We start from the raw sequence: 25,742 nt of genomic DNA, 5'->3' as shown, positions 1-25,742 counted from the left end.
TTATTTCCAGAAATACAGTCTGAGAAAATGGCAAAGGTTAAAAGGATTAAACCAATTATGAACATGAAAAAATTAAGTATTGCAGCAGTCGTAATGATGGGCTTTGGTGTTTCTGGCGCCCAGGCTATTGACGGCACCCTGAATTTTCACGGCACCGTAGCGTCCACCGCCTGTTCTGTTGCGGCCGGTTCTGAAGCCCTGGTTGTGCCAATGGATGCTGTGCCGATTTCATTGGTTAACGCACTGCCTGGCGCAGCTGTTACCAGCGCTAACCTGCAGAAGAGCTTCAGCATTAAGCTGGAAACCTGCCCAAGCGTTGTAGAAAACGTGTCGATCAAATTAACCGGTAAAACCTCATCCGGTTCTGGTGCCAACGTCTTTGTTGATTCCACGTCCTCTGGTGCTGCGAAATATGCAGGTTACATTATTACTGATGCTCAGAGCGGCGCAGTCATTCCTGCCAACGTTGTAACGCAGTACAGCACGCCACTGGTAGTCGGTAATAACAATCTGAACTACCGTGTTGGCTACGCGAAGACAGGGTCTACCACCCCTACCGCTGGTCCGATGGTTTCCGTAATCAACTATGAGCTGTCTTATCTGTAATAATCATTTGATGATTTAATTACTCTTAATACAAGTGACTTTTGATGACAAAAGTCACTATTTTTTTAACCAAAGAAGAAACTTATGAAAATGTTAGTCAAGTCTATTCTCGCTAGCGCATTGCTGGTAACGGCTATCCCAAGTTTTGCCGGTTTAACCGTTGGCGCAACTCGGGTTATCTTTACAGGCGATATGAAAGAGGCGTCTCTGCCTATTATGAATGGTGAAGATTCCTCAGTATATCTCATCCGTTCATGGGTCAGTACCGATAATGCGGGCGAGAAAGTCCCATTTATGACCACGCCGCCTCTTTTCCGAATTGAGCCGGGCCAAAATAACACCGTTCGTATTACGCAGACCTCCTCAAATTTACCGCAGGATAAAGAGTCTGTTTTCTGGATCAATACGCTGGCCATTCCACCAGAAGCGAAAGTGAAATCTGAAAACTCGTTGCAGTTCTCTCTGAATACGCGAATTAAACTTTTCTACCGACCTGTTGCGATCAATAAGCCGGAAGAAGTCAAACACGCCTATGAAAAAGTAACATTTAACTACGCTGGCGATTCGCTGGTAGCGAAAAACCCAACGCCATATTTTGTGAATATCTCGAGAATAAGTATTAATGGCCACGATGTGAAACAGGGTTACATGGTTGCCCCTGGCTCATCTGTCAATATCAAGGAGCCTGCAAGCAGCGGCACAATCACCTGGCAATCGATAAATGATTACGGTGGGTTGAGCGAAAAGGCGACCGCTAAATTCTAAACAACAATGTTGTTACCTGATTGATAAACGAAAATGCTGGATGTATGAATTATGGATGATAATAAAATAAAAAATATGTCAGGTAAATTTTCACAGAAGCTGTGTGAGGCTGATGGCAGCGATTTTAAAAAATCAAATTACGATTGCTTTCATTCTTTAGCAAAGCCAGCTTCTTTTTTTATCTTATTATCATTACCTGCTGCTTCTTTTGGTGCCGAATCATTTAACCCTGAAATGCTCAAAGCTATGGGGGGAGTAAGTGACCTGCAAGATGTGGACCTTAACTATTTTGCCGAGAAAGGCGGCCAAATGCCGGGTTCATACAAAGTCAATGTCTATCTTAACAACCAGCAGGTGGATTTGAGGACGGTTAATTTCGTCAGTCTGAAAGAGTACCCGGGCAAGCTTTATGGGCAACTCACGCCGGAAGAGCTGGTTGGTTACGGGGTGATTTTAGATACGTTCCCCGATCTCAAAGCGGCACCGCAAACTGAGATAATGACCAAACCGCTTAATGTGTATGTGAAAGATGCCACTGAAACGCTGGATTTAAACCGTATGCGCTATGACATTACGGTTCCGCAGGTGGGGGTGGATACGCGTCCACGTAATGCGATTGACCCGAAACGTTGGGAAGCAGGCATTCCGGCAATCATTCTCAACTACAGCTATTCGGGATCAACGACATCCAGGGACGACAGTGATTCCCAGAGTCACTTTGTGAACTTAAGAAGTGGAGCCAACGTCGGTCCATGGCGTTTACGCAATTACTCCACCTATAGCGAAATTCACAACTCGTCTGACAACGGGCATGGCAACAGTAGCGACAGTAACCAGCGTGAATTTCAGTCGATCAATACGTACGTACAGCGTGATGTCCAGTTTTTACAGGGTGGCCAGCTCACATTAGGGCAAACAGCAACGCCGGGCGACGTCTTTGACAGTATTCAGTTTACCGGGGCACAGCTCGCGTCTGACGATCAGATGCTGCCTGACTCGATGAGCCAGTTCGCGCCCACGGTCCGGGGTATCGCGAAATCAAACGCCCAGGTTACGGTTAAACAGAACGGTTATACGATTTATCAGACCAACGTTTCCCCGGGGGCTTTTGCGATCACCGATCTCTATCCGTCGAGTAACGGTGGTGATTTGGAAGTGACCGTGAAGGAAGCGGACAACTCAGAAACGAAATTTACCGTCGCGACCAGCTCGGTACCTATTTTGCAGCGCGAAAAACGCCTGAAATACAATCTGGTTATGGGTGAATATCGTACCGGCACTGACGATACGAAAACACCTCAGTTCATTCAGATATCAAATATTTATGGTCTCACATCACGGACGACCATATATGGCGGTGTACAATATGCCAATAATTATCGTGCCGTTACTGTCGGATTAGGCAGAGACTTAGGCGCGTGGGGGCGATCTCATTTGATGGTACTCAGGCCACCAGTCAGTTTGATGATAATTCCCTGGGGACGAAAAAAGGCCAGTCCTATCGTGCAATGTATGCTAAAAACTTTGAACGTACGGATACTAACTTAGAAATTGCGGGTTATCGCTATTCTACCAAAGGGTATTATTCATTCAGCGATGTTCAGGACTATCAGGCTGATCCTGATTCAGATAATGACTTTGATAATTATAATCGCTCACATAATCAGCGAAGTAAAATTCAGTTGACGATTAGCCAGTCTTTCGGCGACTACGGCTCAATTAATATTAGCGGTAGTCGGCAGAACTATTGGGGCGGTGATGGTGTAGAGAAACTTATTCAGTTAGGTTACTCAACGACTATCTATGGGGTGAGTCTGGGGCTGAATTATAACTATTCCAAAAATCCGGGAACTGCAGAAGCCGATAAAATTGTCGCATTTAATATGTCTGTGCCGTTCGATCTCTTATTGGGACATACCGGGGCATGGATGACCTATAATATGAGCAGTAACAAGAATGGCACGACATCTCAACAGGCAGGTATCAGCGGTAACTTATTGCAGGATAATAACCTGAGTTATGCCGTGCAACAGGGCTATGAAAACGAAGGTCAGGGTTCATCGGGGAATGCCTCTCTCGATTACAAAGGTAATCTGGGCGAAAGTAATCTTGGATATAACTATGATGATCATACTCAACAATGGACGTATGGCGTACAGGGCGGCGTGGTAATACATCAGAACGGTGTAACATTATCACAGCCTCTCAGCGATACAATTGCCCTTGTTAAGGCGCCTGATGCCGGTGGCGTGAATGTTAAGAATAATACCGGCGTTAAGACTGACTGGCGCGGATATGCAGTCGTACCGTACGTTCAGCCTTATCGTAAAAATTCAATTGAACTCGATACGCAAAGTTTTGGCGATGATGTAGACATGGATTTCAGCAGTCAGACGGTTATTCCAACGCGTGGCGCTGTTACCATTGCCGACTTTAAAACACGTGTTGGTCAGCGAGCGCTTATCCAGCTTCTGTTCTCCGGGAAGCCCGTTCCTTTCGGTGCGACGGTGACCTTAATGCAAGATGAAACAGATGATGACAAAATTATTACCGGCATCGTCAGCGATCAAGGCCAGGTGTATTTATCGGGTCTGCCGGAAGAAGGCAATTTAATGGTGAAGTGGGGCGATGACAGCAACCAGAAATGTAAGGCAAATTATGCGTTACGTTCTGATAAAAAGAGTGCTGATAGCGCTGAGCTGATCAAGCAAATCACAGCCCAATGTCATTAATATAATTAAGAAGGTAGCCAATGATGAATCAAGTAGTGAAGTTAAGGAAATATACGGCGGGAATTGTGTTTAGTATTCTTGGTCTGGCAGGGTTGCATCCTTTTGCAGCCTATGCGCAGGGTTCTTGTGAACTGACACCAACGACTCAGATGAAAAATCTGCACTCTATAGAAATTCCACATAATACGCCGGTCAATACCGTTGTATATTCGTCTTCATTTCAAAGACGTTATGTTGCAACATGCACTTCTGGCGGTTATCAAACCTATACAATGCTGGCATCACAGTATTCCGGTAAATCGCCGAAGATTATCAATGGCGATGCTGTTTTTCCGACTGCGATAACCGGTATCGGTGTTGCCGTGCGAGTTGACGGTAGACCATTAAATACTAATATCCTAACTAACCACACAGAAGAAAACCTGCAAACGCCTGATATTACATTTAAACTCTATAAAACGGGTAACACCACTTCGCCTTCACAAACCTTTAGTGGTGATTTATTGTCATACCAGGTCAACAGTTCCGCTGGAACTAAAGTTGCCGGCTACTACTCGCTCGCGGGGGGCCGCTGAGTCTGACCCCATGTAGTTTGGGTTATACCGGGACTCTTGGTGTTGATATGGGCACACTGTTTCCGGGTACGCTCAACGGAAAAGGTAACACGGCATCGCCTGTCAGTTTTAAGATCCCGTTAGATTGTGATGCCGGAACCCGGTTAAATATAAGTTTTGACGCGGCGTCGACAAAAGGGGACGGCATCATTGACCTGTCCAACAGTACCGCACGCGGTATTGGGATAAAACTCATGTACAATGATGCTGCGGTTAAATTTGGTCAGGATACCTATATTCAGACAACGCAAACAGGGGGAGTATTCAATATTCCTTTGACCGCAGCTTATACACAGACAGAAAACGACATCACCCCAGGTACAGTGAGCGCTGTTGCTAATTTCACTGTTTCCTATGAATAATATTGCGTAGGCAGAGTGATAATTACCCTTGAGGCCAACCAAAAACGTACGTAAAGTACGTTTTGAGCTAGAGTTATTTCCCATGGTAAAGCAATTAACGAATAATAATATCGCTTTAACAACGGTGTTTTTGTACGCGGAACACCTAAAACAGTGAGATTCGTCTGGTGGTAACCTTTGGGCATATTCTCACAGACAGCGCACTTTATTATATTTAACGAAGTCACCCGCGATTGTACGACATGTTGCCAGAAGAGCATTTTCAAAAAATGAACGTTCTAAAGGGACGAAATAAAGCTCTCGAAAATATTAATCACGAAAGGTATGTCAAGGAACGTCTTATGCTCTCTTTTAAAACAGAAAAGGTGGAAGCCGAACGACTGAAAATTTTTGATATGGTTATGCAAACCCAAAACCTGAGCCATGCCGCAGCGTCGTTGAATATATCCTACTCAAGTGTTCATCTGGCGATAAGAAAACTGCGGGTTTTATATAATGATTTGCTATTTATACACGATAAGAAAGCAATGGTGCCTACTGCTTTCGCCATTATGTTATATAATGAAATACAGGCATCGCTGTACAAGTCGCAGCCAAATAGCTTTATGAACAATGAAGAGCCAGACAATCTCCGTTTTGTTTTTTCCTGTGAATCACATATTGCTACCATCGTGACGCCCCTTGCTTTTCTGTCAATGCAGAATGTAGCACCATTCCCTTTGGTACATCTGCCTCTTCCGTCAACAGTACAGAATAAAAAGGATATCCTTCTTAAAAATAAAGTGGATGTCATTTTAGATTATGCCCCTCTTGAGCATGAAGACATTTTCTCTAAACGGTTGTTCAAAGAGGACTATGTGATTGTTTGCAGCAATAACCATCCCAGACTGTTGCAGTCAATTAGCCATAAAGAGTTTTGTCAGGAGAAACATGCGGTTCAGACGTCACCGTCTGGAGCTGATACGCAAACGAAATTTAGCAATGCGCATTGCGCACTCTTTAGCAGTCATAACTACCTTGATCTTTTGGCGATCGTTGAGGTCAGTGAATTGATTTGCGTTGTACCATTAAATATCTATCTGAAGTTAAACCTCGCCTTCAACATCAAAACATTAAGCTATAACTTCAAGTTGAATATTCAAAATACCAGCCTTTATATTAACTATCTGAAAGATCTCTTTCGTCCTGTCGAGAAAGCGTATTTGCTGGAAAAAATTAAGAAAATGAATTAAATGTTTTCGCAGCGTCAATAACATGCCCAAGGGTCTTCGCTGAGATCTTTACATTAACTTTTTCCGGACAATACTTTGTTGTTAGTTAATTATGTGAAAAATGTTATTGTTATGATGCAAAAAACGTAAGTGCGATTAAGCATTTGTGGTAAGTCTATTTTAGCTCCCCGCGTAATATTTGGAATTCCCCAACGATTTTAGTGTGTTACCTTCCACTGTTTTAAAATAATTAACAGCATTAGTGCTCCTTCATAAGTCCTTAAGTATATCTCACTACATGGTTTAAGTTGCCAGGGATACTATTGTCATTCATTCAATTAATCTTAATTGAATATCCCTTTTACTTATTAAGTGTGGTTTTATGAAAAAGTTAAATACCTATCTTGTATCATTGTTATGCGTGGCGCCTTTATCGTCTTTTGCTGCGGATGGCGACATCACCTTCACCGGTAAAGTGACTGCATCGGCCTGTACCCTTAAGGGCTTTAACGGTATGGCGTCTACCTCTTCAGTGATGACACTGACGACCGTAAGCCCTGAATCCTTTAATGGCGCAGGGGGTTATGCAGGCATGAAGGACTTCACTATCAACCTGCAGGATTGTGATATCACCACCATGAAAAATGCCCGCGTGGCTTTCAGCGGCACGCCCGACACCCTCGATAACGAAATATTGAAGAACACCGAAACCAACGGCCCTGCTGATGGCGTGGGTGTTGCTATTTTAGAGAATGATGGTGTCTCGCTGGTTGATATTAACGGCGGTATGCCTTCTCAGTCCCAGGCATTAAGTGCGGGCGACACCGAGCTTAAATTTAAAGTGGCCTATAAAGCTAACTCGGCCACGCCGGCCGTCACCCCCGGTAATGTCAAAGCGAAAACCTTTGTCGATATTACCTATAATTAATCTCCCTGTTATTTAATTTATTTTCTGGTTAATCATTTGTGATGAAAAAGCAGGCCTCTTTTGAAAAGACATCATTCCTATTTAATAATGAAGGCTTTCATTTTAGCGTCTGCTTTAGTTTCATCTTATTCTCTGGCAGCAGCCAGTGACAGCGCCTTTGACGCTGACTTCCTGCGCAAAGATTCCCAGGAAATACCTGAACAATTTTATCACCCGGACCAGGTGGACGCGGGGGTGAAAACCGCCGATATCGTGCTCAACGGCCATATTCTGTTTAAAACCAAAGTTGAATTTATTGCCACCCGAGCGGGTGAGAGCGCCACGCCCTGTCTGACCCAGGCGCTGCTGCATCAGATGGGGCTGGATACGCATCTCGACGCACTGGCGAAAGCGGGGAATGAAACCTGCTACGACTTCCTCAAAAAATGGCCCGATGCGCGGATCACTTACGACGAGTCGATGCAGCAGCTGGTTATCAGCGCCCCGCAGGCGGCGACAAATGTGGCCGGGCAGACCGAGATGATCGACCCGTCGCTGTGGGATAACGGTGTCAATGCCCTGCGTCTGGGCTATTCCGGCTACGTTTATCACACCGAAAACCACGGCGACGATTCAGGTTCGGGCAGCAGCGACAATGCCTTTCTGAGCCTGAACTCCGGCGTGAACCTCGGGAGCTGGCGTTTCTACAGCTTTGATACGTTTAACAAATCTGACCTGGGCTGGGAGCAGAACCACGACCGCGCCTATGCCGAGCGGGATATTGCGGCGCTGGTCTCACGCTTTACCGCCGGGGACGTGTATGCCAGCACCTCCAGCGACGTGCTGGGGATTTTACCCCTGCGCGGTGTGACGCTGGAAACCAACGCCCAGATGCTGCCGTCGGACACCTTTAACTACTCGCCGGTGATCCGCGGCGTGGCGCGCAGTAACGCCCGCATCGTTATCCGCCAGCGTGGCAACATTATCTACAGTGAAACCGTCGCCCCCGGCAGCTTCGCCATTAAGGATCTGAATAACGGCCAGATTGGTGCGGATTTAGACGTCACGGTGGAGGAGAGCGACGGCAGCAGGCAGCAGTTCACGGTGCCGTACACCGCGCTGCCGAACATGCTGCGCCCCGGTACCTGGCGCTACAGCCTGAGCGCGGGCCGCTATCGCGATGACGGGCTTTCTTATCAGCCCCTCGTGGCACAGGGCAGCCTGCAGTACGGCTGGGACCGGTTCACGCTCAGCGATTTGATTGTGGCGGGGGAAGGGTACCAGTCCATGGCCCTGAGCAGTGCGGTCAACCTCGGCGTGCTGGGCAGCGTGTCGCTCGACTGGGCGCTGGAGCGTCACCAGACGGCAACTGACAGCGACAGCACCGGGGACGAAGACATCAGCGACAACGGCCGCGCGCTGCGCCTGCTGTACGCCCGGCGTTTTGACAGCACCGACACCTCGTTGCAGGTGATGGGGTTTCGCTACCAGAGCAAAGATTTTATGGATTTCCCGGACTATGCCAGCTGGCGCTGGGGCGACAGCAACACCCGCAGTCACCGCAAAAACGAGGTGCAGGCCACCCTTAACCAGGGGATGGGCGATTTCGGCAACGGCTATCTGACCCTGCAACAGGACAGCTATTACGACTCGGATGCGCGCGACACCTCCCTGACGCTGGGCTACAGCTTCATGGTTAAATTCGTGAACGTCAGTCTGAACTACAGCTATCAGAAAAATTCCGGCGCGGGTGACGATAGTGATGATGACCGCCAGTTCTCGCTGAACTTATCGATACCGCTCGATGCGGGCGACCGCAACAGCCGCACCCTGTCGGTGAGCACCAACAGCAGCAATCATGACAGCGGCTCGCAGATGGCGACGGTATCCGGAACGGAGCTGGACAATGCCCTGAGCTATTCCGTGTCGGCCCAGCATGACAGCCGTGGGTATTCGCCCGCCGCGTCGATGGCGTATCGCAACAGCATGGTCAACATGAACGTCAGCGCCAGCACCAGCCGCGACAGCAGCCAGTACTCGGCAGGCGCCTCCGGCGGCGTGGTCGCCTACGGTGACGGCCTCGTGCTCTCGCAGCAGCTGGGGGACACCATCGCGATTATCGAAACGCCGGGGGCCAGAGACATCAGCGTGGAAGGCCAGCCGGGGGTCTCGACCAACCGCTGGGGACGTGCCGTGGTGCCGTCGGTGTCGGCCTATCGTGATAACCCGCTGTCGCTCGACACGCGTCACGCCGCCGACAACGTCGAGCTGATTGATGCCGGGCAGAACGTCATTCCGACCCACGGCGCCGTGGTTGTGCGCCGTTTTCAGACCAAAGTAGGACGCCGTGCGATCGTGATGTTATCACTCCCGGACGGCAAACCCGCCCCGTTTGGCGCCAGTGCGTGGCAGGAGAAGGAGCAGGTCGGCATGGTGGCCGATAACGGACTGTTGTACCTCAACGGCATTCTGGCCGACGGGAGCGCAACGCTGCATGTGGATCTGGGCAATCACGCTCAGTGCCAGTTCACATTACCGGATGCCGGCGGCCCTTCTGAGCCCTGGTACCAGCAAATTAATGCGGTTTGCCGCTAAGCAGAGAACATCATGAAATTCACTAAACTTGCCGTTCCCGCTCTGATGAGCCTCCTGTTACTGACGAATGCCGCCTCCGCGGCGGTGCGCCCGGCGCTGACCCGCGTGGTGGCCCTGGAAAGTGATAAAGAAACGTCGATTAAATTACTCAACGACGACACCACCCAGGACTACCTGGTTCAGTCGTGGGTGGAAGACCTGAAAGGCAGCGATAAAAACCTGCCGCTCATCCTCACGCCGCCGCTGTTTAAAATCGGGGCCGGGCGCGAAGGGAAGCTGCGTATGGTTATCCTGCCGGGCCGCATTCCGCAGGACCGGGAGTCGGTGTACTGGCTGTGGATCCAGGAAGTGCCGCCGGTCAGCAAAGTGAAAGGCAACCAGCTGCAGGTGGCGGTGCGCACGCGTCTGAAAATCTTCCTGCGCCCGACGACGCTGTCCGAAAAACCGGCTGAGACGGTCAGTAAACTGCAGTGGCAGGTGAGCCACGACGGCGGCAAAGCCTGGCTGGTAGTGAAAAACCCGACGCAGTATTACGCCAGCTTCTCTGAGCTTTCGGTCACGACTGGCGGCAGCGCGCAGCCCGTTGCGGATAAAAGGAGCATGGTACCGGCCAAAGGCGAAATGCGTTACGCGCTGCCGGCGGGCGTGAGCGGTAAAGCGGGCACGCTCAATTATTCGCTGATGAATGATTTCGGGGGGAATCCCCGGTTCAGCATCAGTCCCTGACATTCTGACGGACAGCGATTATGAAACTCTTGTGTAGCCTGCTGTTGTGTCTGCTGCCTGCCTTCAGTTGGGCAGGGGCGTTGCACTGTGATATTGACACCGGGGGGGCGCTGCCGTTCGCCCCCTTTACCCGGGAAAACCCGATTGCGGTGGACGAAGAAACACCCGACTACACCGTCGTGCTGTCGCTGGACTACGCGCAGTTTCTGCCCAACATGCGCCTGTCCTGTACCTCGGACGGCCAGGACCTGGACGCCCCGGCGAATTTCGACGGCAACATCACCCTCAGCCTCAGCACGGTGAATGATAAGGCGCTGGACTGGACCGGAGAGGCGCAGACCACCAACAACGGCATCAAAATGAAGATGTACATCAAGGCGGTGTCGTTAAGCGAAGAGACCCCGCCGGACAGCTATCCGTCTGCCCGTATGGTGCTGGGGAAACGCCTCGGTGTGGAATACCCGATTATTAACGGGAAAGAGGACTCGACGCTGGTGCAGTTTGGTGCCCAGTACAACGCCGGCAAAACCCTGTACCGGTTTGATAATAAATACAATTTCGCCATCGAATCGATGCGCGTGGAGCTGATTAAACTGGGCTGGGTGGATTACCGCTCAGAAGCGGTCATTCCGCCGGGGGCGCACCTCACGTTCTCCATTGACGGCCTGGGCGGCGCCTCAAGCGTGGACGTGCCGCTCGGATCGGGCGTCTATATGGCAGCGCCGTCGTGCTCGCTGGATAACAAACATCAAACTGTGGACCTGGGGGAATTTCGCAAAAGCAGCAGCGGTTCATTCCCGCGTGAAGGGAAGATGACCCGTTTTGGCATGGATTTTACCTGCAGCAGCTACACCAACAATGTCGAGTTTACCTTCGATGAACCCTACACCGTCCTTGCCGGACGAGACACGATCTCAGCCGTCAGCGTGCAAAATGGTCAAAAGCTGAAAGGCCTCGAGGTGGGACTCTATAACAGTGAAGGGAAAGTGGTGCGAATGGGCGTGAAGCAGAATATCGGAGTGGGGCAGAAAGGGAAAAATACGGCGTTTTTCCAGGCGGCGGCCATACAGACAGCCCCCGAGATAACCGACGCAAATGACAATACCTTTTCCGGGGATTTTACGGCAAAAGTGAATGTCACGATCACGTATTACTAGGGCAAGGGTAAGCGTTCATCACTTTCAACAATGATCGAATCCGAGAGAACCCTGTGCTGGTTTGAGAGAAACAGCAGGGCTTTCCGGCTTCTTTATTTCTATCCCGCTCACAAAAAACGATCCTTTCGGTTGCTTGATTTTTCATCTTTGCCTATATGACTAGTCATGAAAATTAAATGACTAGTCATATAGGGAGAGACCATGAAGCAATCACTGCCAGCTAACTTTTTATGGGGTAACTCGGTTTCCAGTATGCAGACCGAGGGGGCGTGGAACGAGGGTGGAAAAGGGATGTCGGTGTATGACATCCGCGAAGCCGGGGAAAATGCCTCTGACTGGAAAGTCGCCACCGATTCGTATCATCGCTACCAGGAAGATTTCGACCTGATGCAGGATCTGGGCATGAACTGCTACCGCTTCCAGATCTCCTGGAGCCGTGTCTGCCCGCAGGGTGACGGCGAATTCAACGAAGAGGGCATCGCGTTTTACGATCGCTTTATCAACGATCTCATCGCGCGCGGCATTGAGCCGATGGTCTGCCTGTACCACTTCGACATGCCGCTGGCCCTGGCGCAGGAGTACAACGGGTTTAACGATCGCCGGGTGCTGGACGCGTTTGTGCGCTACGGCAAAAAGATGATCGACTGCTACGGCGACCGGGTGAAGTACTGGCTGACCTTTAACGAGCAGAACATTTTCCATATGCCGGAAGCGTTCAGAGTCTCAGGCTACATGAAGGGCGAGCAAACCCTGCGCGAACTCTACGAAATCCAGCATCATACGATGGTGGCGCACATGGCGCTGACGGAGTATCTGCACCAGGCCAAACCGGGGCAGTTGATGGGCGGCATGCTGGCGCATCAACTCATCTATCCGGCCACCTGCAAACCGCGCGATATCTTCTGCGCTCAGCAGTACGACGAATTCCTCAACCAGAATCTGCTGCGCGTCTTTGCCGGTCAGGGGTATAGCCCGGCGGTGATGGCAGTGGTTGAACAGCAAGGATTTGGGGATATCTATCGTGAGGACGATTTGGCCCTGCTGGCGCGAACCAAAAACGACTACATGGCGTTTAGTTACTACGCAAGTAAAACCCTCGACAGCGACCCGATTCCGGAAGGCACGCCGGTGAACTACTACCTGGCCCATGGCGAGAAGAACAATCCGTTCCTGAAAGCCACCGAATGGAACTGGCAAATCGATCCGCTCGGTTTTCGCACCATTATCACCCGCTATTACAACGACTGGCGTCTGCCGGTCTTCCCGATTGAAAACGGTATCGGGGTGATTGAGTCCTGGGACGGGGTGAATCCGATAGAAGATGATTACCGCATCGATTATCACCGCAAGCATTTCGAGGCAATGAAAGCGGCGATCTTTGAAGACGGCGCGCAGGTGATAGGCTACCTCGGCTGGGGGTTGATCGACATCCTCAGCTCGCAGGGCGACATGCGTAAACGCTACGGCGTGGTGTACGTGAACCGCGAAAACCACGATCTCAAGGATCTGAAACGCGTGCCGAAAAAGAGCTACGCGTGGTTAAAACAGGCTATTCATAGCAACGGAAGCGAGCTGTAAGCCTTACGCTGCCGGACCGGTTTTTGTGACTGATTGATGGGAATATCCGCTATGTCTGATACAAAAATTACACCTGCGATGCAGTCGTTTGTCGACAGATTTGTTGAGTTCTCCGCGCGCCTGGCAAACCAGGTGCACTTACGTTCCTTGCGCGACGCCTTCGCCACGGTAATGCCGATCTTTATCCTTGCCGGTCTCGCGGTGCTGGTGAATAACGTGGTGTTTCCGTGGGTGTTCGAAGGGGAAACGCTCGCCCACTTCAAGGTGTGGGGTGAGGCAATTATCAACGGCACGCTGAACATCGCGGCGCTGTTACTCGCCCCGATGATTGCCTGGTCGCTGGCGCGCAACAAAGATTTCGACAACCCGGTTTCGGCAGTGGTTATCGCCGTAAGCAGTTTTATCATTATGATGCCGATGCAGCTCCAGCTGGTGCCCGTCGGCAGCCAGGCGACGGTGAATGTCACCCAGGTGCTGACGTTCAGCAATATCGGCTCAACGGGCATATTTGCCGGGGTGCTGATTGGTCTGATTTCAACGGAAGTGTTTATTGCGATTTCGCGCCTGAAAGTGTTGCACATTTCGCTGGGCGAGAACGTCCCGCCTGCGGTGAGCAAATCCTTTACCGCGCTGATCCCGACGATCATCACGCTTTCCCTGTTCGCCATTCTGGCGGCGCTACTGGCGAACGTGCTGCATACGGATCTGATTCACCTGATCACCCATTTTATCCAGCAGCCTCTCAGACTCATTAATACCAGTTTGCCCGGCACAATTTTTATCTACAGCTTTGGTAATTTCCTGTTTACGCTGGGTATTCACCAGTCGGTAGTGAACAGCGTCATTCTGGAACCGTTCCTGTTAATCAACACCAATGAGAACATGCTGGCCTTCGCCAACGGGCAGCCGATTCCGCATATCATCAATAACATTTTTGTCCCGACGTTCGGGATGATTGGCGGGACGGGCAGCACCATCTCGCTGCTGATCGCCATTTTTATCTTCTCACGGCAAAAATCGGCCAAACAGGTGGCGCGGCTGTCGCTGGCTCCGGGGCTGTTTAACATCAACGAACCGGTGATTTTCGGCCTGCCGATTGTCTTTAACCTGCCGCTGATGATTCCGTTTGTGCTGCTGCCAGCGATAGGGATTTACTTTGCCTGGCTGTGTACCACGCTCGGCCTGATGTCGCGCTGTGTGGTGATGATCCCCTGGACCACGCCGCCCATACTCAGCGCCTGGCTGGCGACGGCGGGGGACTGGCGGGCGGTGGTGGTTCAGTTGGCAATCATTGTATTTGGTGTATTCTTCTACCTGCCTTTCCTCAAGATTGCTGAGAGGGTGGCATTGAAAAACAGTGCGATAGCGGATTAATCATAAGGAAAAGGCGATGGCGGCGAAGTACATCACCATAGCGCGGGAAATTAAGAAACGCATTATTAGCCAGCAATATGCCGCCAATGAACCGCTGCCGGACCAGTTTGCGCTGGCGGCGGAGTTCAGCACCAGCCGGATGACCATTCAGCAGGCGATGCGCCAGCTGATTGTGGAAGGGCTGGTCTATACGCGACAGGGGCAGGGGACGTTCATTCGTAAAAACTTCCTGCAGCTTTCCCAGTGGGATCTCTCCGGCAGCGACTATTTCGGCGCTACTAAAACCTGGGAACATCTGGGCACGGTGAGCAGTAAAGTGGTCCATTTCGAACTGCGCTTTCCGAACGAGAAAGAGCAGTCCTCCCTGATGATAAGCGCCGATACGCCGATCTATGATTTTATTCGCCTGCGCAGCCTCAACGGTGAGCCGATGTCGCTTGATTCCACCGTCATGCCGTTGAATCTGGTGCCGGGGCTGAATAAAACCCATCTTGAAAGCTCGGTGTTCCAGTACGTGCAGGAGACGCTGGGGCTGAAAATTATGGGGTCATATCGGGTGGTGCGGGCGTTAAAACCGAACGCGCTGGATATGCAGCATCTGATCTGCGAGCAAACCGACCCGGTGCTGGAGGTGGAGCAGGTGATCTATCTGGAGGATGGCACGCCGCTGGAATACGCCCATTGCCACTACCGGTACGATCACGGTGGAATCGTCATCGTGAATAACGGGTAATAAAAAAGCGGGCTAAGCAGCCCGCTTTTTTGTTTGAAGCTGAGTCAATCAGTTCAGACGTACCGGCATACCGGAACGGTTCTGTACCGCCTGATCCACAACGGTGGTTTCAACGTCGGCCTGGCTGGTGACAGCCTGCACGTTGCTCTTCAGGGTAATCGGCACGATCTCGTTGTTGTTAATCTGATCTTCGCTGGTAGACAGCGGGTTGTGCACTTCGATATAGCGGCTGCCATCTGGCTCAGAGGTCGCTTTAACCGGTTCGTTGATGAACTGAACGCGGGTACCGACCGGCACATTCTCGAACAGGAACTTGATATCGTCGTTACGCAGACGCACACAGCCGTGGCTCACGCGCAGGCCGATACCGAAGTTGGCGTTGGTGCCGTGGATCGCATACAGACGACCAATGTACAGCGCGTACAGGCCCATAGGGTTGTCCGGGCCGGCAGGAACAACGGCTGGCAGCGGCTCACCGGCAGCGATGTACTCGGCGTGCATCTTGGCGGTTGGCGTCCAGGTTGGGCCTGCTTTCTTACGTTCTACTTTGGTGGTCCAGTTCAGCGGGGTGTCTTTGCCCAGCTGACCGATACCAATCGGCAGAACGATCACGGTATTGGTGCCTTTCGGGTAGTAATACAGACGCATTTCAGCGCTGTTGATCACGATACCTTCGTGGACGGTGTCCGGCAGGATCAGCTGCTGAGGAATGTTCAGCACGGTACCGGCTTTCGGCAGATACGGGTCAACGCCCGGGTTTGCTTCGAGCATGTTGGACAGGCCCAGCTGGTATTCAGCGGCATAATATTCCAGCGGCTGGGAGTTGCCTTCCGGAACAATAACCACCTGGTTTTGACCCACCAGACGGCTACCGTCTGTCGGCAGCGGATAAGTCACCGCAGAAGCGGTATTGCAAAAACCTACTACGGCTAACGCCGCCGCAAAAAGCGTTGATAATTTCATATTCATGTTATGCGAGGTATCTTTGCCACTCTGGCGATTAGTTGATGAGTCTGAATCATTGATGGGAGCGCATTATATGTGCATTCCCTCGCGCATGGAATTCAGATGTGTACGAAATCACATTTTTTTCGATTTTGTTAAAGTTTAGTGGTTGGTTGCAACACGGGATTTCAATTCGGAATTGTGGCATAATGCCGTGTTTATCACACTTTTTCGCAGGAATCTCCCCGTGTTAGTTACCAGCAACGTCACTATGCAGTTTGGCAGTAAGCCGCTGTTCGAAAACATTTCCGTCAAATTTGGCGGCGGCAACCGTTACGGCCTGATTGGTGCCAACGGTAGCGGAAAATCCACCTACATGAAAATCCTCGGCGGCGATTTAGAGCCGACGCTCGGCAACGTGTCGCTCGATCCGAACGAGCGTATCGGTAAGCTGCGTCAGGACCAGTTCGCCTTCGAAGAGTTTACTGTGCTCGACACCGTGATCATGGGACACGGGGAACTGTGGGAAGTGAAGCAAGAGCGCGACCGCATCTACGGTCTGGCTGAAATGAGCGAAGAAGACGGCTATAAAGTGGCCGATCTCGAAGTGCTTTACGGCGAAATGGACGGTTACTCTGCCGAATCCCGTGCCGGTGAACTGCTGCTCGGCGTCGGTATTCCGGTTGAGCAACACTACGGCCTGATGAGCGAAGTCGCACCGGGCTGGAAACTGCGTGTGCTTCTGGCGCAGGCGCTGTTCTCAAACCCGGACATTCTGCTGCTCGATGAACCGACGAACAACCTGGACATCGACACCATCCGCTGGCTGGAGCAGACGCTGAACGATCGCGACAGCACCATGATCATCATTTCGCACGACCGTCACTTCCTGAACATGGTCTGCACCCACATGGCCGACCTGGACTACGGCGAGCTGCGCGTTTATCCGGGCAACTACGACGAGTACATGACGGCTGCCACCCAGGCGCGCGAACGTCTGCTGTCTGACAACGCCAAGAAAAAAGCGCAGATTGCTGACCTGCAATCCTTCGTCAGCCGCTTCAGTGCTAACGCCTCTAAATCTCGTCAGGCGACGTCTCGTGCGCGTCAGATTGATAAAATTAAGCTGGACGAAGTGAAAGCCTCCAGCCGTCAGAACCCGTTCATTCGCTTCGAGCAGGACAAGAAACTGTTCCGTAACGCGCTGGAAGTTGAAGCGCTGGCGAAAGGTTTTGATAACGGTCCGCTGTTCAAAAACTTCAATCTTCTGCTGGAAGTGGGCGAGAAGATTGCGGTACTGGGCGCGAACGGTGTGGGTAAATCAACCCTGCTGAAAACCCTGGTGGGTGAACTGGCGCCGGACAACGGTACCGTGAAGTGGTCTGAAAACGCCCAGCTCGGTTACTACGCGCAGGACCACGAATTTGAATTCGAAAACGATCTGACCGTCTTCGACTGGATGAGCCAGTGGAAGCAGGAAGGCGACGACGAGCAGGCCGTGCGCGGCATTCTGGGCCGTCTGCTCTTCAGCCAGGACGACATCAAAAAGCCTGCCAAAGTGCTCTCCGGTGGTGAAAAAGGGCGCATGCTGTTCGGTAAGCTGATGATGGAAAAACCCAACATCCTGATAATGGACGAACCGACTAACCACCTGGACATGGAATCTATCGAATCCCTGAACATGGCGCTGGAAATGTATCAGGGCACCCTGATCTTCGTCTCCCACGACCGTGAGTTTGTAAGCTCCCTGGCGACCCGCGTGATTGAAATCACACCGGAACGCATCGTGGACTTCACCGGTAATTATGAAGATTACTTGCGCAGCAAAGGCATCGAAGGCTAATTTCCCGTCGTCTTTCACGCTGCAGATGCGTTGGCTTCACCTGTTCACCCCGGTCACTTACTTATGTAAGCTCCCGGGGATTCACCGGTTTGCCGCCTTCCTGCAGCGCGAAATACTTAGGAAAAGGCGCCATGCCTTTATCCCCTCTCCCAGTGGGAGAGGGTTAGGGTGAGGGCATCAGGCCGCACTACACCACCCACTCACCTCCTTCAACCCCGTTCACCCGCAGCGTACGTTTTTCCCCTGCAGGCAGCGACACCTTCAGCGCGTTCCACGCCGGACGATAATCGCCGCGTGCTGCGACCTTCAGATTGATTGTGGTGCCATCGCACACCATCTCCCACTCCAGCCACAGCGCATTTCCTTTCTGATAGCCCCAGCTCTCGCCATCGTCCTCAAACAGCTGGCCCGACGTTGTGCCCACGCCCTTCACAGGAAACAGTTTCAGCTCGCGGGTATCATCTTTCCCGGCGTTCACATGGGTAATGCGTTCGCTGAGCGGCAGCCCGGCCCCGGCGCGTACCAGCAGCGGCAGTTTTTCCAGCGGCGCATCGCGGACGATCCACTGGCCGCCGGAGAACCACTCGTGGGTGTAAAAATCGTACCAGCCTGTTTCGTTGTCCGGCAGCCAGAGGCGGCGCTCGCGCTGGCCTTGTTCAACGACGCTGGCAACCAGCAGATCGCGCCCGAGCAGGAAATCGTCACACTCTTCGAATGTCTGGGCATCATGCTCGTGATCGAGGAAAGTCGGACGCAGCATCGGCTCGTCATCGGCATGGGCCTGCCACAGCAGAGTATAAAGATACGGCAGCAGACGATAGCGCAGCTCAATTGCGCCACGGATCGCCGGCGTTACGCCCGGATACATCCACGGCTCGTTCACCGTGTGATCGTCATTCCACGAGTGAATGGTGAAACGCGGGTGCATCACGCCGTTCTGAACCCAGCGCACAAACAGCTCCGCGTCTGGCTTATCGCCGGAGAAACCGCCGACATCGTGGCCGACGTTGAACAGCCCGGAGAGACTCATCCCCAGCCCCATGCGGGTGTTATAGCGCAGGGTGTCCCAGTTGGTGCGGTTATCGCCGCTCCAGGTCTGGACGTAGCGCTGCATCCCGGCGCAGCCTGAGCGGGAGATCAGGTACGGACGTTTATCCGGCGCAAAGCGCTGCTGGGCTTCCATCGAGGCGCGCATCATCAGCAGCGGCATCACCGGGCGAATATGCTTGATGGCAATCTCCTGGCCAAAACCGTGGCAGCGCGCTTCGCCGTCCCAGACTTCAAACTCGTTGTTGTCGTTCCAGGTGGAGTCGATACCCATCTCCAGCAGCTGCGTGGTCACGCCTTCCTGCCACCATTTGATGGTCTGCGGATGGGTGAAATCGAGGTGAGAACCCTCGTCATCCCAGAAGCTTGAACGTTCCGGTGCATCGGTTTCTGAATCACGGATAAACAACCCGCGCTCCGCCACTTCGTTATAGCGCGGGTGGTCCTGCAGCAGGCACGGTTTGATGTTTGCCGCGAGTTTCAGCCCCGCGTCGTGGAACGCCTGGCTCATCACCTTCGGCTGCGGCACTTTGTCATAGTTCCAGTTGAAGACGTAGCGCTTGCCGTTGATGGAGGTGTAACCGGACGAAAGCTGGAACGAATCGCACGGAATCGCATGCTCCTCACACAGGCGGATAAAGTTCATCAGCTGGTTTTGCGCGTCCGGTGCGTCGGTGTAGTGCATGGTCGAACCGCTGTAGCCGAGGCTCCATTTCGGGCCGAACAGCGTTTTCCCCGTCAGCCGGACAAAAGCTTTGGTCACGTCCAGTACGCGTTTACCGGTGAAGATGTAGTAATCGATATCGCCCGCTTCCGCCTGCCAGCGGCGATATGCCGTGTGGTAGTTGTCGATTTCGTTACCCAGATCCAGCCAGCAGCTGCTCAGGTTGTCGTAAAACAGACCGTAGCTCACGTCGTCGCGGCGGGTGATAGTGAACGGAATATGCTTGTACAGGGGGTCGGTGCTGACGGCGTTATAGCCCATCGCGTCGAGGTTACGCATCTCGTAGCGTTTGCCGTTGCGCTGCAAATCACCCGCTTTTTCGCCCAGACCGTAAAAACGCTCGTCCTTGCGGCGGCTCAGATAGTGCGCCGCGCCGTCGCCGTGGGCGTTCAGCAGGTACGCGCTGGTCGGGCGGTCGTGCGCCAGCTCCAGCCATTCACCGTCCTCATTGCGGTAGTGCCACTCCAGCCACAGAGGCTGGTGGACGGTGACGCGCAGCTGTTCCGTCGCGACGACGAGTGTGTCGTCTTGCTGCGTGAGCGTCCACGTCGGGCAGCTAAATCCGCTGAGATCGTCGCGCTGGCGGCCCTCCCACGGCACGTCCTGAGCGGGCGCGATACTCCAGGTTTTATCCAGCGACAGCTCGCCTTTGCGTTTGATCAGCACGCGGAACAGATTCTCTTCCAGCACATACAGACACAGACGGTGCTGATTATCGACGAGCAGTTCCAGATGGTTCGCGGACTGTTCAAGAAGGGTCCAGTTTTTCAGGGTTTTCATATGCAATACATCCACTATCAGGCGCGCTTGGCGCGACGTTCAGCAATAAATGCTACCAGGAAAAATGCGCCAATCAGGTCAAAGAAGCCCATGGCAATGAAGAGCGGGTTGAAGCCGATTTTGTCGGCGGTGACACCAATTAACAGAGAGAACAAGAAGCTTGCGATCCACGCCGCCGAGCCGCGCATGCCGTTGACGGTGGCCATCTGGCCTTTGTCGAACGACTCCACCACCAGGGCGCTTAACATGCAGGAGATAATCTGGTGGCCGAAACCGCCAATCGAAATCAGTACGATGGTGACGTACGGGTCGCGAGTGATCGCCACGGCGGCCAGGGAGATCATCAGGAAGGCACCGGTGACGGAGCTGGCAACGACCGAGTTCACGCGAGTACAGCCGAACCAGCGGGTATACAGGCGGGTGAGGTAGCCGCTGGCCACGCTGCCCAGATCGGCGGCCAGGAACGGCAGCCAGGCGAACATCGCAATCTGTTTCAGATCCATACCGTGCTCTTTCGCCAGATACAGCGGTACCCAGAAGCTCAGCACGGCCCAGGCCGGTTCCGCCATAAACGCCGGAATGGCGATGCCGTAAAAACGCTTGTTTTTGGAGACGGTCTTCAGCGCAGTCAGGAACGGCATCTTCACGGCAGGGGGTTCGTTATCCTGCTTGATAAACGCCAGCTCGTCCTTGCCCAGATTCGGGTGCTGTTCCGGGTTATGGTAGAACGCCCACCACAGAATCACCCACAGCAGCGCCAGTACGCCGGTAAACATAAACGCACCCTGCCAGCCAAAAGAGGCATGGGCGAAGTAGATGATAGGCGGAGCCAGCATCGCGCCGATGGAGAAGCCAACGCCAGCCCAACCGGCGGCTACCGGACGCTCTGATTTCGGGAACCATTCGCCGATGGTCTTGGCGTTCGCCGGTGTGGCGGCCGCTTCGGACGCACCCATAAAGAAGCGCAGCACTGCCAGATGCAGCCAGCTGCTGGCACCGGCGTGGAAAATACACATCAGCGCCCAAATCCCGGCGCACACCATAAAGCCAATCTTCAGGCCAATCACGTCGATCAGCCAGCCGCACAGAGGCTGGAAGAGGGTATAGGCAATCTGGAAAGCACCCACGATCCATGAGTACTGTTCGGTGGTGATCCCCATGCTCTCTTTCAGCTCCGGCGCGAGGATACCTAACGAGTTACGGGTAATGTAGTTAACGGTGACGCCCAGTAAAAACAGCACCAGCACGTACCAGCGCAGATTCTTGATGACGCGGCGGGCTTTGCTTGCCACGACAGGGGTATTGATGTCCTGACTCATTTTTCTCTCCACAAGACGGACGGTAGGGGGATGAACGTATCGGGTGTCACACCTGTTTTATGCCTTTGATCGTTATCAGTTTTATGACTTCAAGTTGCTATACAACTAGTATGGAAGTGGTGTGACAAGTTCACCTTAAGGGAGAAAATGAGTGGGAAATAGCGGATTTTGTGCAAGCTTTCTCATAACTGCGCAGCTTATTTTGGCATGATGCCTTTTAAGCCTGCTGTTACCGCAATCTCACGCTATGAAAATTTTTTCATTTGGCAAATGGAGCGAGATCACAAAATGGATAAAAGACTCAAAATCGCGGAAATTGCCGCCCGTACCCAGCTCTCAATTAGCACCGTCTCCCGCGTACTGGCGGGGAAGTCCAATACCAGCGAAAAAGCACGCACTAAAGTGCTGGCCTGCGCGCGGGAGCTGGGGGTGATGGACGGCATGGCGGCCGGGCGACTGCTGCTTAACAGTCTGGTGGTCTTTGCTCCGCAGCGCGCGTTTGACGAGCGGTCCGACATCTTTTACTACCGCGTGATCCAGAGCGTGAGCAAAGGGCTGGCATCACATGAAGTCAGGCTCCGCTACTGCGCGCTGGAGGAGAACGACAGCGACGCGCAGCTTTTCCTGGCGCGTATGAATGAAGCGGATACCCAGGCGGCGATCTTGCTAGGTATCGACGATCCGCATATTCACGATCTGGCCGTCGATATCGGCAAGCCCTGCATGCTGATTAACTGCCGCGATCAGCGGATGCGGTTGCCCGCCGTGGCTCCCGATCATCGCGCCATTGGCGAGCGCGCGGCGGAGTATCTGTTCGAGATGGGGCACCGGGAAGTGATGAACGTCCTGTGCCTGCGGCGCTACACCATGGAGCTGCGCCTGGCGGGGATCCGCGACGGATGGCGGGGACATAATCTGAAATTTAATGACAAACGCGATCTGCTGGTGGTCCCGAGTTTCAGTGCCAAAGAGACCGAGCATCAGGTGAGCGAGTGGCTAAGTCAGATGCCGGAAAAAGCGCTACCTACCGCTTTTTTGGTCGGCGGAGATTTTATGGCGGAGGGCACCATTCGCGCGCTGCAGAAGCACGGCCTGCGCGTCCCACAGGATGTGTCGGTGATGAGTATTGACGGTTTTAATCTGGCCGCGATTCAGGATGTGCCCTTAACGGCGGTGCATGTCCCGCGCGACGAGCTGGGAACCGAAGCGGTGCATATGCTCCAGCAGAGGCTGATGCGCCCGGATGCGCCGGTCGGAACCTTATTACTGAACGGCACGCTGGCGGTGCGGGAGTCGGTACGGCGGATACGTCAGGGGAAAAGACGCACCGCCGTGGAGCGGGAAGGGCTGTACGACGCTTAGGCCATGCCGAGGGCGCGTTTACCGTGGATGTTGAGATCGTTCAGGGTAAAGCGGTCCTGCCAGTTTTTTTCGTAATCTTCGCGCGGGAAATCGCCCGGAGAAGCGCCGGTTTCCAGTGCCGCTTTCACCTTCTTCGCATAGGCGAGGTTTTTCTCGCACATCGGTGCGGCAGGAATGTACATCACGTTACCCCAGCCCTGCTGATTATCTACCGGTGCGACCGAGTGGATCACATCGCAGTGCCACCACACGGAATCCCCCGCGTCCAGTGCCGGAATGCTGGTTAACGCGTCGATGAGCAGCGGATGCCACTTCTCGGAAATCGGCAGAACGCGACCCGGCGCGACGCCGCAGAGTTCGTCTTCCGGCACATCATCCAGCAGCGGACGCAGCAGAATGTAGGCCATCGCTTCCGGGATCGGCACCACGTGCAGCAGACCCTGATTTGGGATCATATCCGACAGGGCAGTCCAGCCCTGGAAAGTACGGAACACCGAGCATTTGGTGGTGTTATCCACGGTGTACTCTTCCACTTCGGTGCGGTGCGCCGCATTCCACGGATCGTACTGATCGACATTGCCGTCAAACACGCGGGCAAACACCTGCTGATAGGCCGGCAGCAGCCAGCGTTCCAGCGCGCCGGAATCCGTATGCGCTCCCAGCCCTTTAGAGGTGGTTCCCGGTGGGCGACGGCGAATACGATCCGGGTAGATCACGCTGACGTCCGGGTTAAACCACTGCTTGCCGTTGCTCTCAAAAGTCCATAAACGGTTCAGGAACGATTGTACCTGCGCCATCTCTTCACTCTGACGCGCCTGCATCTGCGCCTGCGACCAGTAGATCGGGAAAATTTCCGGGCGCGATGCGGTTAAGGTGCCGAAGAAGTTGTCACCCGGCCCTTTATACACGTCGTCAAACTGGTTGAGATCGAGATAGTCGAGCATCGCGTTATCCCACGCCAGCGCCTGCTCGCGCGGGAAGTGACCTTTGATCACCGCACAGCCGCGGCGTTTTACCGCTTCACGCTGGGCCGTGGTAATCGTTCCGTTCTTTACGTCCTCGAACGGAATCACAGGCCAGACGGTTTCACCGTTATTCTTCATGGCGTTAATTTCCGCCACGCGTGTCGCAATCTTATCGCTGAGCCGGTCAAAAACGGCCTGAACGTCGCCGATCTGGGCACGCAATTCACGTTTTAACTGGCGAATGGCGGCTTTATGGTCCGCAGGCAAAATTTCACTGGAGAAGGTCATAACTGCCTCGCTATCTTTCATTCGAAAGTAAAAGTATCTACAAGTGATACTTTAAGTTAAAAATAAGTTAATGCAAGTTTAAAAACTTGACGGGCAGCACAGGATGAAAAAAGAGTGAGGTGCCGGAGCGTTGCCCCGGCAGGGGAGGAATCAGAGGTTAAAACGGAGCAGTTTTGTCGAGTACGGCCTGAATAACGTTCAGCGCGCCCTGGTGGTTATTGTCATCGGTGCTGAAGGTGCTGATCGTTTTGATGCTTTCCGCCGCATTGCCCATGGCAAAGGAGTATTTCACCAGCTTCAGCATTTCCGCGTCGTTCCCGCTGTCGCCAATGGCCACACACTCCTGCGGAGAGACCGACCAGCGTTTCAGCAGGCGGCTAATTCCGTTCGCTTTATGCAGGCCGGGAATGATCAAATCGACGAAGCCAAAGCCGCTGGTGACCGGTTTCATGATGCCATCTAACGAGACGTGCAGTTTGTCGATAAGACCAGGGATGTCGCTGTCCGGCAGGTTCAGGGAGAACTTGAACAGCACGTCGTCGATCTCATGATAATCGCTGATGCGCTGTAAGCGGTGGTAGTGTTTTGACATCAGCGCGACAAACTCGTCCGGCGCGTTTTGGCTGACGTAGGCGCTCTTAAGCCCACAGGCGACGAAGTTAAGCTGTTTGTCTTTCAGTAATTCGCCAATCACGATTTGCGATTCGTGACGCGTCAGTTCGCCGTGGAAAATCTGCTCGCCATGATCGAAGACCAGCGCGCCGTTTTCCGCCACGAAGGAGATCTGTTCTTTCAGTTCCGGAAAGAAGGAGATGAGCTGGTAATACTGGTTTCCGCTGGCGACCACGAACTCGATGTCACGGGCCTGAAGCTGCTGAAATTGCGCCATAAAGCGGTCACGATCGTACTGCTTGGCATCATCAAGGAAAGTTCCGTCCATATCGGTGACGATAACTTTTACGGTCATACATTGCTCTCCAGAATATTACTGCGACCAGCAACATTCTAATAACAATGTGACCCGAACCACAAATTTATTTCGAATGAAAGTAAACGCAAAACAGCAACCCAAGGGTTGCTGTTGTTGGTGTGCTCAGCCTCTCCCGCGT

Annotated in this window: 20 protein-coding genes and 1 pseudogene; 16 read left to right on the top strand and 5 right to left on the bottom strand. The window is 52.9% G+C overall.

Translation table 11 applies throughout. The features are described 5' to 3' along the window. Positions 1–57 precede the first annotated feature (57 nt). The 14 genes and pseudogenes from DAI21_RS19705 (at position 58) to DAI21_RS19645 (ending at position 15,360) form a co-directional block, all read left to right on the top strand. Positions 58–606 (top strand): fimbrial protein, encoded by a 549-nt coding sequence (locus tag DAI21_RS19705; protein ID WP_159075439.1) that lies wholly within the window; start codon positions 58–60, stop codon positions 604–606. A gap of 84 nt (positions 607–690) precedes the next feature. Further along, the gene (locus DAI21_RS19700; RefSeq protein WP_107703983.1) at positions 691–1,371 is read left to right on the top strand and encodes a molecular chaperone; all 681 of its coding nucleotides are present in this window, start codon (positions 691–693) and stop codon (positions 1,369–1,371) included. Positions 1,372–1,422: 51 nt separating this feature from the next. Beyond that, a pseudogene (locus tag DAI21_RS23540) lies at positions 1,423–3,746 on the top strand (fimbria/pilus outer membrane usher protein); the annotation flags it as partial. Continuing rightward, on the top strand, positions 3,747–4,103 hold the full coding sequence (locus DAI21_RS23535) for a FimD/PapC C-terminal domain-containing protein (RefSeq protein ID WP_370447050.1): 357 nt from the start codon (positions 3,747–3,749) through the stop codon (positions 4,101–4,103). A gap of 20 nt (positions 4,104–4,123) precedes the next feature. Then, positions 4,124–4,678 (top strand): hypothetical protein, encoded by a 555-nt coding sequence (locus DAI21_RS22995; RefSeq protein ID WP_159075438.1) that lies wholly within the window; start codon positions 4,124–4,126, stop codon positions 4,676–4,678. 17 nt (positions 4,679–4,695) lie between these two features. Then, on the top strand, positions 4,696–5,079 hold the full coding sequence (locus tag DAI21_RS19685; RefSeq protein WP_370447038.1) for a fimbrial protein: 384 nt from the start codon (positions 4,696–4,698) through the stop codon (positions 5,077–5,079). A 341-nt stretch (positions 5,080–5,420) separates the two neighbouring features. Continuing rightward, the gene (locus tag DAI21_RS19680) at positions 5,421–6,311 is read left to right on the top strand and encodes a LysR family transcriptional regulator (RefSeq protein ID WP_159075437.1); all 891 of its coding nucleotides are present in this window, start codon (positions 5,421–5,423) and stop codon (positions 6,309–6,311) included. A gap of 361 nt (positions 6,312–6,672) precedes the next feature. Further along, positions 6,673–7,218 carry a fimbrial protein gene (locus tag DAI21_RS19675; RefSeq protein WP_107703978.1) on the top strand — a complete coding sequence of 182 codons (546 nt, stop codon included), beginning with the start codon at positions 6,673–6,675 and terminating at the stop codon, positions 7,216–7,218. Positions 7,219–7,305: 87 nt separating this feature from the next. Next, positions 7,306–9,792: a fimbria/pilus outer membrane usher protein gene (locus DAI21_RS19670; RefSeq protein ID WP_107703977.1), complete on the top strand. Its 2,487-nt coding sequence runs from the start codon at positions 7,306–7,308 to the stop codon at positions 9,790–9,792. Between the two features lie 12 nt (positions 9,793–9,804). Next, complete coding sequence (locus DAI21_RS19665; protein WP_234419504.1) at positions 9,805–10,518, top strand: molecular chaperone; 714 nt, start codon at positions 9,805–9,807, stop codon at positions 10,516–10,518. 20 nt (positions 10,519–10,538) lie between these two features. Then, positions 10,539–11,675, top strand: a complete 1,137-nt coding sequence (locus tag DAI21_RS19660) for a fimbrial protein (RefSeq protein WP_234419503.1) — start codon at positions 10,539–10,541, stop codon at positions 11,673–11,675. A gap of 201 nt (positions 11,676–11,876) precedes the next feature. Beyond that, entirely contained in the window at positions 11,877–13,253 is a 1,377-nt protein-coding gene (locus DAI21_RS19655) for a glycoside hydrolase family 1 protein (protein WP_107703976.1), read from the top strand. 51 nt (positions 13,254–13,304) lie between these two features. Then, a complete protein-coding gene (locus DAI21_RS19650) occupies positions 13,305–14,627 on the top strand; it encodes a PTS sugar transporter subunit IIC (protein WP_107703975.1) in 1,323 nt (440 codons plus the stop codon). Between the two features lie 16 nt (positions 14,628–14,643). Further along, the gene (locus DAI21_RS19645; RefSeq protein ID WP_107703974.1) at positions 14,644–15,360 is read left to right on the top strand and encodes a GntR family transcriptional regulator; all 717 of its coding nucleotides are present in this window, start codon (positions 14,644–14,646) and stop codon (positions 15,358–15,360) included. 48 nt (positions 15,361–15,408) lie between these two features. Here the strand turns inward: DAI21_RS19645 and ldtB are convergent, their stop codons facing one another. After that, entirely contained in the window at positions 15,409–16,329 is a 921-nt protein-coding gene (ldtB, locus tag DAI21_RS19640) for a L,D-transpeptidase (protein ID WP_100777079.1), read from the bottom strand. 223 nt (positions 16,330–16,552) lie between these two features. Between ldtB and DAI21_RS19635 the strand changes: the two genes are divergently transcribed. Beyond that, positions 16,553–18,148 (top strand): ABC-F family ATPase, encoded by a 1,596-nt coding sequence (locus tag DAI21_RS19635; protein ID WP_100777078.1) that lies wholly within the window; start codon positions 16,553–16,555, stop codon positions 18,146–18,148. A gap of 187 nt (positions 18,149–18,335) precedes the next feature. Here the strand turns inward: DAI21_RS19635 and DAI21_RS19625 are convergent, their stop codons facing one another. Continuing rightward, complete coding sequence (locus tag DAI21_RS19625) at positions 18,336–20,699, bottom strand: TIM-barrel domain-containing protein (protein ID WP_159075436.1); 2,364 nt, start codon at positions 20,697–20,699, stop codon at positions 18,336–18,338. Between the two features lie 17 nt (positions 20,700–20,716). Next, on the bottom strand, positions 20,717–22,018 hold the full coding sequence (locus tag DAI21_RS19620) for an MFS transporter (protein ID WP_100777076.1): 1,302 nt from the start codon (positions 22,016–22,018) through the stop codon (positions 20,717–20,719). 288 nt (positions 22,019–22,306) lie between these two features. Here DAI21_RS19620 and DAI21_RS19615 point away from each other — a divergent pair, with 288 nt between their 5' ends. Further along, entirely contained in the window at positions 22,307–23,380 is a 1,074-nt protein-coding gene (locus DAI21_RS19615; RefSeq protein WP_159075435.1) for a LacI family DNA-binding transcriptional regulator, read from the top strand. Here DAI21_RS19615 and DAI21_RS19610 read toward each other — a convergent pair. Next, positions 23,377–24,633, bottom strand: a complete 1,257-nt coding sequence (locus DAI21_RS19610) for a DUF1479 domain-containing protein (protein WP_107703971.1) — start codon at positions 24,631–24,633, stop codon at positions 23,377–23,379. The two genes, DAI21_RS19615 and DAI21_RS19610, sit on opposite strands and share 4 nt — an antisense overlap. A 157-nt stretch (positions 24,634–24,790) precedes the next feature. Next, on the bottom strand, positions 24,791–25,600 hold the full coding sequence (locus DAI21_RS19605) for a Cof-type HAD-IIB family hydrolase (RefSeq protein ID WP_107703970.1): 810 nt from the start codon (positions 25,598–25,600) through the stop codon (positions 24,791–24,793). Between the last annotated feature and the right edge of the window lie 142 nt (positions 25,601–25,742).

The sequence above is a fragment of the Lelliottia sp. WB101 genome (assembly GCF_003051885.1).
GTDB lineage: Bacteria > Pseudomonadota > Gammaproteobacteria > Enterobacterales > Enterobacteriaceae > Enterobacter > Enterobacter nimipressuralis.
This window is presented reverse-complemented; position numbering and strand designations above follow the sequence as displayed.

Bases quoted from the DNA above. Each gene is read 5' to 3' on its own strand.
- DAI21_RS19625 (WP_159075436.1), bottom strand. From the start codon at position 20,699: ATGAAAACCCTGAAAAACTGGACCCTTCTTGAACAGTCCGCGAACCAT.
- DAI21_RS19660 (WP_234419503.1), top strand. From the start codon at position 10,539: ATGAAACTCTTGTGTAGCCTGCTGTTGTGTCTGCTGCCTGCCTTCAGT.
- DAI21_RS19645 (WP_107703974.1), top strand. From the start codon at position 14,644: ATGGCGGCGAAGTACATCACCATAGCGCGGGAAATTAAGAAACGCATT.
- DAI21_RS19655 (WP_107703976.1), top strand. From the start codon at position 11,877: ATGAAGCAATCACTGCCAGCTAACTTTTTATGGGGTAACTCGGTTTCC.
- DAI21_RS19670 (WP_107703977.1), top strand. From the start codon at position 7,306: ATGAAGGCTTTCATTTTAGCGTCTGCTTTAGTTTCATCTTATTCTCTG.
- DAI21_RS19700 (WP_107703983.1), top strand. From the start codon at position 691: ATGAAAATGTTAGTCAAGTCTATTCTCGCTAGCGCATTGCTGGTAACG.
- DAI21_RS22995 (WP_159075438.1), top strand. From the start codon at position 4,124: ATGATGAATCAAGTAGTGAAGTTAAGGAAATATACGGCGGGAATTGTG.
- DAI21_RS19665 (WP_234419504.1), top strand. From the start codon at position 9,805: ATGAAATTCACTAAACTTGCCGTTCCCGCTCTGATGAGCCTCCTGTTA.
- DAI21_RS19620 (WP_100777076.1), bottom strand. From the start codon at position 22,018: ATGAGTCAGGACATCAATACCCCTGTCGTGGCAAGCAAAGCCCGCCGC.
- DAI21_RS19675 (WP_107703978.1), top strand. From the start codon at position 6,673: ATGAAAAAGTTAAATACCTATCTTGTATCATTGTTATGCGTGGCGCCT.
- DAI21_RS23535 (WP_370447050.1), top strand. From the start codon at position 3,747: ATGGATTTCAGCAGTCAGACGGTTATTCCAACGCGTGGCGCTGTTACC.
- ldtB (WP_100777079.1), bottom strand. From the start codon at position 16,329: ATGAATATGAAATTATCAACGCTTTTTGCGGCGGCGTTAGCCGTAGTA.
- DAI21_RS19605 (WP_107703970.1), bottom strand. From the start codon at position 25,600: ATGACCGTAAAAGTTATCGTCACCGATATGGACGGAACTTTCCTTGAT.
- DAI21_RS19680 (WP_159075437.1), top strand. From the start codon at position 5,421: ATGCTCTCTTTTAAAACAGAAAAGGTGGAAGCCGAACGACTGAAAATT.
- DAI21_RS19650 (WP_107703975.1), top strand. From the start codon at position 13,305: ATGTCTGATACAAAAATTACACCTGCGATGCAGTCGTTTGTCGACAGA.
- DAI21_RS19615 (WP_159075435.1), top strand. From the start codon at position 22,307: ATGGATAAAAGACTCAAAATCGCGGAAATTGCCGCCCGTACCCAGCTC.
- DAI21_RS19705 (WP_159075439.1), top strand. From the start codon at position 58: ATGAACATGAAAAAATTAAGTATTGCAGCAGTCGTAATGATGGGCTTT.
- DAI21_RS19610 (WP_107703971.1), bottom strand. From the start codon at position 24,633: ATGACCTTCTCCAGTGAAATTTTGCCTGCGGACCATAAAGCCGCCATT.